The sequence below is a fragment of the Adlercreutzia wanghongyangiae genome (assembly GCF_035989245.1).
Taxonomy (GTDB): Bacteria; Actinomycetota; Coriobacteriia; order Coriobacteriales; family Eggerthellaceae; genus Adlercreutzia; species Adlercreutzia wanghongyangiae.
Map to the genome: position 1 here is coordinate 39,175 of NZ_JAYMFF010000023.1, position 9,687 is coordinate 48,861.

Below are 9,687 nucleotides of genomic sequence, written 5' to 3' on the forward strand. Positions count from 1 at the left end.
TCATAGGGAATTCAAGGCTGCTTGTTATACTGATGCCAGCAAGTGAGACAACCCCCTCCGATCACTTGCCTGCTTTGTCTCTGAAAAGCAGAAAGCGACTCCCGAGAGAGTCGCATCCCCCCTCCTTCTGGCCCGGCGGCCCCCTCCGCCGGGCCGCTTCTTTTCTCGACGCTGCGCGACGGCGATGCACCTGCCCTCGCGCCTCAAGGCTTTCCTTCGCGTAACGAGGTACGCTCAGCCGCCTTTCGGCACGATTGCAGGCGCCTCGCTGCCGCTCGCTGACTTCCTTGGGCGCATCCCGAGGCTCGGCCCTTCGGGCCATTGCCGATTTTCATTGCTGCAGAAAACTAACATTTGTTCTATTATTTGGCGGCTTCGCGTGGTACCATTACGAGCCATGGATACTTTATTTACTGCAATGGACAACGCACAGCGCAACGCGGTGGCCCCGCTGGCTGTGCGCATGCGACCGCGCGCGCTTGACGAGGTGGTCGGCCAGACCGAAGCCGTGGGCGAGGGCAGCTGGCTGCGCGCCGCTATTCAGAACGACAGCTTGAGCTCGGTCATTCTCTTCGGTCCGGCGGGTACGGGGAAAACGTCGCTGGCCCATGTGATCGCCGAGTCCACCAAGGCCACGTTCGTGGAGGTGTCGGCCATCGGGGGCACGGTGTCCGATCTGCGCCGCGAGATCGATGCGGCCGAGAAGCGGCTCGTTATGAACGGCTTGCGCACGATTCTGTTCGTGGACGAGATTCACCGCTTCAACCGCAGCCAGCAGGACACGTTGCTGCATGCGGTGGAGGATCGGCTGCTGGTGCTGGTAGGCGCCACCACCGAGAACCCGTTTTTCGAGGTGAACTCGGCCCTTATCTCGCGCTCGCGCGTGGTGGAGCTGCATGCGCTGTCCGACGAGGAGATCGTGCAGCTGGTGCAGCGGGCCGTGAGCGACGAGCGCGGCCTGGGGGGCGCCTACGTGTTGGAGGACGATGCGTGCAAGGCCATCGTCACCTTGGCCGGGGGCGACGGGCGCGGGGCCCTCACCACCTTGGAACTGGCCGCGGGCCTGGTGCCGCCTGGCACACGCGAAGCGCCGGTGGCCATCACCGAGGACATGGTGCGCACCGCCACGCCCCATCGCGTGCTGCCCTACGACAAGAACAAGGACATGCACTACGACATCATCTCCGCGTTCATCAAGAGCATGCGCGGCAGCGACCCCGATGCCGCGGTGTACTGGCTCGCCCGTATGATCGACGGGGGAGAGGACCCGAAGTTCATCGCCCGGCGCATGTACATCGCCGCTTCCGAGGACATCGGTAACGCCGACCCCCAGGCGCTGTTGGTGGCTGAAGCTGCTTTCCGCGCCGCCGAGGTCATCGGCTATCCCGAATGCCGCATCAATCTGGCCCAGGCCGCCATCTATCTGGCCCTGGCCCCGAAGTCGAACGCCGCCGAGGCCGCCATCGATGCGGCCCTGCGCGAAGTGCGCAACGGTCCGGCGCGCAAGGTGCCCGACTACCTGCGCGACCGCCACCGTCCCGGTTCCGAGAACTACGGCCAGTACAAATACCCGCACAGCTATCCGGGCGGCTGGGTGGACCAGCGTTACCTGCCGGAAGGTTTGGAGCGCGGTTGCTTCTACCAGCCCAGCGAACGCGGCTGGGAGGCCTACCGCACTGACGCCGCTTCCCGCGACCGCCAGAATTGACGGGGCGTCTACGGCCGTTTACGGAATGGCTACTTGTGTGACGGCCTTCTGTGAAATTGCTGGTGGGCTTATTAGAATGGGCGCGGTAATAGTATAGTCAGGTCTTCGCAAATATAAGGAGGCTCATCATGGATTTCGCTGCTGTTGTGGACGTGGCTCTGCCGATCGTCTATGTGCTTGTGGGCGCGGTGCTGGTCTGGTTCGTCGTGGAGCTGGCGCTGACCATTCGCTCGACTCGTTCGACCATCGACGATGCTCACAAGGAGCTGACGCCCACGCTGCAGAACGTGGAGAAGATCACTGCCCAGGTTGAGCCGTTGGTCGGCAACGTGAACACGCTGATCACCGAGCAGGTGAACCCGCTGATGGAGAAGGCCAACGCCTTGGCCGAGGAAGCGCGTCCGGCGGTGGGCCGCGTCGACCCGCTGGTGGAGCGCCTGGCCCTGACGGTGGATGCGGCCAACCTGGAGCTGATGCGCGTTGACCAGATTCTGGAGGATGTGACGCAGATCACCGATTCCGTGTCGAAGGCTGCCGGCGCCGTGGATACGGTCACGAGCGCTCCTATCGATCTGGTGAACACCCTGACCGGCAAGCTGCGCAGCAAGTTCAAGCCGCGTTACGCCTCCGATGAGTCGGTGCGCCTGGGCGCCGCCGCAACCTCCGCGGCCGACCGGGCCCCGGAGCGTTCGGCGACGGTGGCCGACGCGGTGAGCGCCATGGGCGATGCCGCCAGCGCCGTGATGTCCGAGCAGAAGGCGCGTCGTGCGGCCCGCAAGGCCGACACCGCCGCCCGCGATGCGCGCACCGGCGCCTTCGAGAGCCAGCTGGGCGATACCGCCGCCACGCTGACCAACGCCGCGGTGGCCGCCGCCGGCACCGACACGGATGCGCCTGCGGCCTCTGCGAGCATTTCCCCGAACGCCGCGGCCGCCGAGGCGGCGCCGGCCAAGAAGGGTCCCTACACGGTTCAGTAGTTCGGTTTGCGCGAGAGTCCCAGGTGATTGTATGAGCAGCGACCCTATTCGCACGCCCGCTTCCGGCCGCCGCGCCGTGGAGACGTCCTCCGTCGGCCTCACACCGGGGGAACGCAAGGCCCGGGTGCGGTTTCTCGACCTGTGGTCGGTGATCGCCGCCATTCTGCTGCTGGGCGTGGTGGTGTGGCTCATGGGCATTCTCGCGGTGCCCGTTGCCATTCTCATCTGGACGCTCATCATCGTGTTCTGCCTGCGCGGCGTGGTGAACGGGCTGGAGAAGCATCACGTGAATCGCGCCATCGGCACCACCGTGGCCTACCTGCTGATGGCCGTGGTCATCTTGGCGGTGGGCTTCCTGCTGTTCTCGCCTATGTTCGGCCTGAACGCCCAGTTCAACGACTTGCTCACCAGCATGCCCCATTATGTGGACGCCGTGACGGCCTGGGGCAACGACCTGTACGGCCGCTACGCCCAGTTCTTCGAGGACGACACGGTGAAGAACCTTATCGCCGAGGCCCAAAAGGCCGCCGCCTCGTGGGCGGCGGGCATCGCCTCGGGTGCCGGCAGCGGCGTGATGGCCTTCGGCACCACGCTGGCCAACGGCCTTATGGCCCTGGGCTTCGGCCTGGTCATCGCGTTCTGGGTGCTGATGGAACTGCCCGCCATCGGCCGCGAGACGCGTCGGCTCATCGGGCCTAAGCACGCGGGCGACGCGGAGTTCTTCCATGCCACCTTTACACGTGTGATGGGCGGCTACATCAAAGGGACGCTGCTGCAGTGCGCCATCATCGGCGTGGGCTGCGGCGTGCTGTTCGGGTTTGCCGGCGTGCCCAACGCGGCGGTGCTGGGGCTTATCACCGGCGTTATGAACATCATCCCCATTATCGGCCCGTGGATCGGTGGTGCTCTGGCTGCCATCGTGGCCATCTTCGCCGGGCCTGTTACGGCGGCCATCGCGCTGATCGGCACCATTGTCATTCAGCAGCTCGTCTACACCTTCGTCTCGCCGAAGATCATGGCGAACTCGGTGGACATCCACCCGGCGCTGACCTTGTTCGCCTTGATGGTGGGCTCGGCCCTGGGCGGCGCCATGAGCGGACTTTTGGGATCGCTCGTGGGCATGTTGGCCTCCATTCCGCTGGTGGCCGTGGCAAAGTCGGTGTTCGTGTACTACTTCGAGAAGAAGACCGGGCGCCACCTGGTGGCCGAGGACGGCGTGTTCTTCAAGGGCACGCCCGAGGACGCTGAAAAGGTGAACCCCATTGCCGACGCCACGGCGCCAACCACCACCGGCTCGTTGCGTCCCATTCGGCTCGAGGACGTGGCCGGTATTACCGGGCGTCTGCCAAAGCTGCATCTGCAGCGCCACGGGAAGGTCGGCCCGCGCCATTCCCACGACGAGGACGACCCGCGCAGGTAACTTGTACTATAATCATCGGCTGGATATTTTCGGCAATCCGCAAAGGACGGACAGGATACCTATGCAGTACATGACAACCGCTGAGATTCGCGAGAAGTACCTGAACTACTTCCAGGAGAAGGGCTGCAAGCTGGTGCCGTCCTCTTCGCTCATCCCCGACGATCCGTCGCTTCTGCTGACGAGCGCCGGCATGGTGCAGTTCAAGCCCTACTTCCTGCAGCAGAAGCAGCTGGAGGCGCCCTATATTGGCACTACCAGCGTGCAGAAGTGCGTGCGCACCAACGACATCGACATCATCGGCACCACGGGGCGCCACCTGAGCTTCTTCGAGATGCTCGGCAACTTCTCCTTCGGCGAGTACTTCAAGGACGAGATGTGCGCCTGGGCCTACGACTTCTCCGTGAACGTGCTGGGGCTGCCGCCCGAGCGCCTGTACTTCACCGTGTTCGAGGACGACGACGAGACCATCGAGATTTGGAAGAAGCTCGGCGTGCCCGAGGACCACATCTCGCGCCTCGGCGAGGACGACAACTTCTGGCGCGCCGGCCCCACCGGCCCGTGCGGACCCTGCTCGGAGATCTACTACGACCAGGGCCCCGCGTTCGGCTGCGGCAGCCCCGACTGCGCGCCGGGCTGCGACTGCGACCGCTTCCTGGAGTACTGGAACTGCGTGTTCACCCAGTACGACGGCCAGGAGGACGGCACGCTTCTGCCGCTGCCCAAGAAGAACATCGACACGGGTATGGGCCTGGAACGTATGGCCGCCATCATGCAGGGCGTGCAAAGCAACTACGAGACCGACGTGCTGCGCAGCCTGGTGGCCGTGGGCGAGCGGCTTTCCGGCCACACCTACGGCGAGGACGCCGAGGTGGACCTGGCCCTGCGCATCATCGCCGACCACTCCCGCTCGGTCACCTTCATGATCGCCGACGGTATCCTGCCGGGCAACGAGGGCCGCGGCTACGTGCTGCGCCGCCTGCTGCGTCGCGCCATCATGAAGGCCCAGCTCATCGGCATCGAGGGCCACTTCCTGAACGAGTATGTGGATGAGATCGTGCGCCTCATGGGTGATGTGTACCCCGAGATCGTGGAGAACCGCGAGCTGGAGCGCGGCCTCATCATGGCCGAGGAGGATCGCTTCGGCGCCACCCTGCGCCAAGGCCAGGCCTATCTGGAAGATGCGCTTTCGGCCCTTGAGGGCAACGTGCTCTCGGGTGAGGAGGCCTTCACCCTGCACGACACCTACGGCTTCCCCGTGGAAGTGACCCAGGAGATCGCCGAGGGCCGCGGCATCACCGTGGACATGACCGGCTTCGAGGCCGCCATGGAGGCCCAGCGCGAGCGCGCCCGCGCCGCCGGTGCCAAGGACGCCGAGGCCGCCTGGTCCACCTATGGCGGCATCTACGCCGACCTGCTGCGCGAGCTCGGCCCCACCGACTTCGTGGGCTATAGCGCCACCGCGGCCGCCACGCGCGTGCTGGCCGTGGTGGTGGACGGCGAGCGCGTGGGCACTCTGGCTGCCGGGCAGTCCGGCGAGGTGGTGCTTGCCGCCACGCCGTTCTACGCCGAGATGGGCGGCGAGGTGGGCGACACCGGCGTCATCGAGAACGGGGACGCGCACATCTACGTGCTGGACACGAAGGCTCCCGAGAAGGGCCTCGTGGTGCACGCCGTGCGCGCCGATGAGGCCGGTCTGGCCGAGGGCGATGCCGTGGTGGCCCGCGTGGACGCCAACCGCCGCGCCGCCATCGAGCGCAACCACACCGCCACCCACATCCTGCACGCCGCCCTGCGCCGCGTGCTGGGCGATCACGTGAAGCAGGCCGGCTCCTACGTGGGCCCCGATCGTCTGCGCTTCGACTTCACCCACTTCGAGGCCTGCACGGCCGAGCAGCTGGCGGACGTGGAGCGCGAGGCCAACGAGCACATCATGAGCGCCACGCCCACCACCATTTACGAGACTTCCCTGGAAGAGGCCCGCGCCGCCGGTATCACCGGTCTGTTCGGCGAGAAGTACGGCGATGTGGTTCGCGTGGTAGAGGCGGGCGACTTCAGCCGCGAGCTCTGCGGCGGCTGCCATGTGTCCAACACCGCCGAGATCGGCTTTTTGAAGATCACGAGTGAGTCGAGCGTGGGCGCCAATGTGCGCCGCATCGAGGCCGTGACAAGCTATGGCGCGCTCGCCTACGTGAACAAGGTGGAGGCCGAGCTGAAGGAGGCCGCCGGCACCCTGCGCGTGCCCATGTTCGACGTGTCCGAGCGCGTGGCCGCCGATCAGAAGGCCATGAAGGAGATGCGCGCCAAGGCCAAGCGCGCCAAGGAGATGGTGGGCGACGACATGTTCGCCGCGCTGCTTGCCCAGGTGCAGGACGCGCCGGCGGGCTACCCGGTCATTATCGCCCGCACCGAGGTACGCGACGGCGGCCAGATGCGCAACATGTGGGATATCGTCCGCAGCCGCATGAGCGCCCCGGGCGCGATGGTGGTGGCCGCGGTGAACGACGGCAAGCCCGTGCTCATGGCCGCCGGCACCGACGAGGCCGTGGCCGCTGGGTTCAACGCTGGGGTCATCATCAAGGCCATGGGCCCGGCCATCCAGGGCGGTGGCGGCGGCAAGCCCACCATGGCCCAGGCCGGCGGTAAGAACCCCGACGGCATCGACGACGCCCTGGAAATCGCCCGCAACATGATTCTGTAGGGGCACCAGGAGTACCGGTCGCCTCGCATTATTCCAAACGACCCCAAGAAAGGACGGCCCCGCGCCGTCCTTTCCCTATCAGTGCGGGCTGGAAATCTTAAAGAATATGAGAAAGCCTGTGCTTGAGGTAGGAGAAGACGGCTTCGGCCTGCAGATTGCGTTGTGCAAACTTTACCTTTTCACCCTGAAACCTTTACTTGGGAGCGTACTGTGCTATAAAAAGTAAAGGAATGAGGTGAATATTGTGATTTCGTATTCCGGCTTGTCGCAAAAACTGAATGAGAGGGGTCTGACGAGGACCGCATTGGCGAAGGAGCTGGGCATCTCTTCCCGTACCATGGCGAAGATTGGTCGAGGGGAGAAAGTCTCGGACCGTGTTCTTGAAAGGATGGCGACCTTCCTTTGCTGCCCAGTAGGCGAGTTGTGCCGAGCTATTTCGAGCAATAACTTGCTGCAAACGCTCAGGGATGAGAAATACGCCCAAATTTCAGGCGGCCTGTACCACGAACTTCAGGTGCGGATGACCTACAACTCCAACCATATCGAGGGAAGCAGGCTCAGTGAAGATCAAACCAGAATGATCTTCGAGACGAACACCGTGGATGTTGGCGAAGGCGTTCCCGTTGATGACATTATTGAGACGGTCAATCACTTCCGGGCCATAGATTACTGCATCGACACAGCGGAGGAGCCGCTTACTGAAGACATCGTCAAGCAGCTGCATCGCATGCTGAAGCAGGGCACGAGGGATTCCACGCTTGCATGGTTTGCCGTCGGGGACTATAAGAGGCGGCCCAACGTGGTCGGCGGTCGCGAGACGGTCAAGCCGGAAGAGGTTGCCTTCCGTATGGGTTCGCTGCTTTCCGAGTACGACCAGATTGTCGACGTTACGATTGACGATATCGTCTGGTTTCATTGCGAGTTCGAGCGCATCCACCCGTTCCAGGACGGGAATGGAAGGGTCGGAAGGCTTATCGTGTTGAAGGAGTGCCTGCGCTTTGAGCTTGTTCCGTTCATTATCGAGGACTCTAAGAAGATGTTCTACTACCGAGGCCTTTCCGAATGGGATCGGGAGAAGGGGTATCTAACGGACACCTGCCTGGACGGGCAAGACGCATTTAAGAGGCTGATGTCGATGTTCGATGTTCGTCCTTGAGGCAAACGCGCCCGGCTCTTTGCCGATCTAACTCACGCTGATGAAGGGTGATGAGCGAGTCGAGCTTCTGGAAGAGGGCACCGATGCGAGATTGCTCCGGTAAATCTGGAACCAGAATTGGCTCTTGAGCCAGATCGCTCGGGACCAATTCATTCATCATGGTCCCGCTCTTCGTGGCGTTCACCAGGATAGGGCGCATCGTTCTTTCATGCGGAATAAAATACTTCCAGAATTCAAATCGCTGCTCCACGATGGGCCTGAAGCAGGAAAACCGAGGAGACATAAGACCGTCACCTGCGTCATTGAGGACGAAGCGGCCAAAAGCGTGCTCTTTATTCGTATGACCCTCAAACGCGATGTCACCCACACGGATTATCTTGTAGTTGCTAAGCGATGCATCGGAGGCCCCATTCCCTCCATTGAAGGTCATCGTGGCGATAGACAACGTCCTGTCGTAACCAAGTGCGCAGTCGTCATTGCGCTCGTTGTTGACGGCGTACAGCTCCCCCAGCTTACGCTGTTCCCAAGCGGAATCCCAACAACAAGCTGGAGTCGCTGAGGCGCAAGCTCATTGATTCAGGCGAGCTTGCCCCGACGGAGAAAGGGCTGCACGAACTCGGCTGCACGCTGCATTTCGATAGTCCGAGCGCTGCCGCCGTTTTCGTCCTTGTCGGAAGCTGCAATGGATGGACCGAATGGGTGGACGAAAGCGGAAGAACGCTTTCCTTTGTCTACAGGGACTCTCGGACGGACTGACCCTCTTTGGGCTCGTCCTTACAGGGCGACAAGGCAAGGGATTCATACCCATTGTCGGAAATCATCCGGGAGATGGCCTCGAAGGCGCGCATGGCATCCAAAGCTTCACCCTCCTGAAAATCCGGCGCGTCCGCATAACGTGTAAGCGATATGAGGCTCGAGAGGTAAGAGGCCTGTTCGAGGGTCTCGTCGTCGAAGTCGAGGAAGCCCAAATCATTGGCTCGGTTCAACAACGACGAGATATTATGCGTAAAAGGGAAAGCTTCGTTGTTCTTCTCGAACACCGACTTCACCAGTTTCTCGGCAGCTTGCTGCGCATGGTATCCGATGCTCTCTGCGTAGCTCGCGACTCCCAACGAGGCGAGGGCATCGATGGTCTCGACATCTACGGATGCTGCATAGAGAAGGCCGCGGAGCTCTTTAGCCATAGATCTTCACGCCCTCGTTGGCGATGGCGTAGTCCACTGTTGTGCGGCGGATTTTACGATCTAGATAGTCATCACGAAAGCGAGCCAGCAGATCGTAGTCGAAACCGGCGTCGTACATCAACCGCGAGATTGACATCGATGCCTTGGTGGCATATCGGATGGGCCTCTCATTGTCATTTTCGGTAATGACCATGATGTCGACATCACTCGAAGGACGCTCCTCGCGACGTGCGTAACTGCCGAAAATGTAAATGCTGTCAGTGGGCACCGCATCTGTAATGGCGTCTATCATTGACTCAAGCACAGTTACCGGGATGCGCAGCTTGGCGGCATCGGAATTGATCTTGGTATTTGCTCCTGCGCTTCGTGGCATCCGGCATCCTTTCGTCTCTCGAAGATTCTAGCATGGAAAGGGCAGTGTTGTGTCTAGGGAAGCCCGATAGTGCACAAGCCGTTGCGCGGGAAGAAAATAACTTGGGAACAGCGTAAGCTGGGGGATGTGGGGCATGCCCAATCTGGCGTCGGCTTTCCAGATGCGGAACAG

At 62.3% G+C, this 9,687-nt stretch carries 9 protein-coding genes; 6 read left to right on the forward strand and 3 right to left on the reverse strand.

Annotated elements, in window-relative coordinates:
* Positions 1-397 precede the first annotated feature (397 nt).
* From VIN30_RS10435 to VIN30_RS10455, 5 genes are all read left to right on the forward strand, one after another.
* Entirely contained in the window at positions 398-1,708 is a 1,311-nt protein-coding gene (locus VIN30_RS10435) for a replication-associated recombination protein A (protein ID WP_338211406.1), read from the forward strand.
* 128 nt (positions 1,709-1,836) lie between these two features.
* Positions 1,837-2,685: a DUF948 domain-containing protein gene (locus tag VIN30_RS10440; RefSeq protein WP_338211408.1), complete on the forward strand. Its 849-nt coding sequence runs from the start codon at positions 1,837-1,839 to the stop codon at positions 2,683-2,685.
* 31 nt (positions 2,686-2,716) lie between these two features.
* Positions 2,717-4,105, forward strand: a complete 1,389-nt coding sequence (locus VIN30_RS10445) for an AI-2E family transporter (RefSeq protein WP_338211410.1) — start codon at positions 2,717-2,719, stop codon at positions 4,103-4,105.
* A 61-nt stretch (positions 4,106-4,166) separates the two neighbouring features.
* Complete coding sequence (alaS, locus tag VIN30_RS10450; RefSeq protein ID WP_338211412.1) at positions 4,167-6,803, forward strand: alanine--tRNA ligase; 2,637 nt, start codon at positions 4,167-4,169, stop codon at positions 6,801-6,803.
* A gap of 235 nt (positions 6,804-7,038) precedes the next feature.
* Complete coding sequence (locus tag VIN30_RS10455) at positions 7,039-7,959, forward strand: Fic family protein (protein ID WP_338211414.1); 921 nt, start codon at positions 7,039-7,041, stop codon at positions 7,957-7,959.
* On the opposite strand, the gene VIN30_RS10460 is transcribed toward VIN30_RS10455, so the two are convergent.
* Complete coding sequence (locus tag VIN30_RS10460; protein WP_338211416.1) at positions 7,922-8,326, reverse strand: restriction endonuclease subunit S domain-containing protein; 405 nt, start codon at positions 8,324-8,326, stop codon at positions 7,922-7,924. The two genes, VIN30_RS10455 and VIN30_RS10460, sit on opposite strands and share 38 nt — an antisense overlap.
* 203 nt (positions 8,327-8,529) lie before the next feature.
* Between VIN30_RS10460 and VIN30_RS10465 the strand changes: the two genes are divergently transcribed.
* Complete coding sequence (locus tag VIN30_RS10465; protein WP_338211419.1) at positions 8,530-8,715, forward strand: DUF4357 domain-containing protein; 186 nt, start codon at positions 8,530-8,532, stop codon at positions 8,713-8,715.
* Here VIN30_RS10465 and VIN30_RS10470 read toward each other — a convergent pair.
* Together VIN30_RS10470 and VIN30_RS10475 are read right to left on the reverse strand one after the other, a co-directional pair.
* Positions 8,691-9,143: a HEPN domain-containing protein gene (locus VIN30_RS10470; protein ID WP_326424345.1), complete on the reverse strand. Its 453-nt coding sequence runs from the start codon at positions 9,141-9,143 to the stop codon at positions 8,691-8,693. The two genes, VIN30_RS10465 and VIN30_RS10470, sit on opposite strands and share 25 nt — an antisense overlap.
* Entirely contained in the window at positions 9,136-9,516 is a 381-nt protein-coding gene (locus VIN30_RS10475) for a nucleotidyltransferase domain-containing protein (protein ID WP_326424344.1), read from the reverse strand. Before VIN30_RS10475 ends, VIN30_RS10470 begins: the two co-directional genes overlap by 8 nt.
* Positions 9,517-9,687: the final 171 nt, after the last annotated feature.

Bases quoted from the DNA above. Each gene is read 5' to 3' on its own strand.
- VIN30_RS10435 (WP_338211406.1), top strand. From the start codon at position 398: ATGGATACTTTATTTACTGCAATGGACAACGCACAGCGCAACGCGGTG.
- VIN30_RS10440 (WP_338211408.1), top strand. From the start codon at position 1,837: ATGGATTTCGCTGCTGTTGTGGACGTGGCTCTGCCGATCGTCTATGTG.
- VIN30_RS10445 (WP_338211410.1), top strand. From the start codon at position 2,717: ATGAGCAGCGACCCTATTCGCACGCCCGCTTCCGGCCGCCGCGCCGTG.
- alaS (WP_338211412.1), top strand. From the start codon at position 4,167: ATGCAGTACATGACAACCGCTGAGATTCGCGAGAAGTACCTGAACTAC.
- VIN30_RS10470 (WP_326424345.1), bottom strand. From the start codon at position 9,143: ATGGCTAAAGAGCTCCGCGGCCTTCTCTATGCAGCATCCGTAGATGTC.
- VIN30_RS10475 (WP_326424344.1), bottom strand. From the start codon at position 9,516: ATGCCACGAAGCGCAGGAGCAAATACCAAGATCAATTCCGATGCCGCC.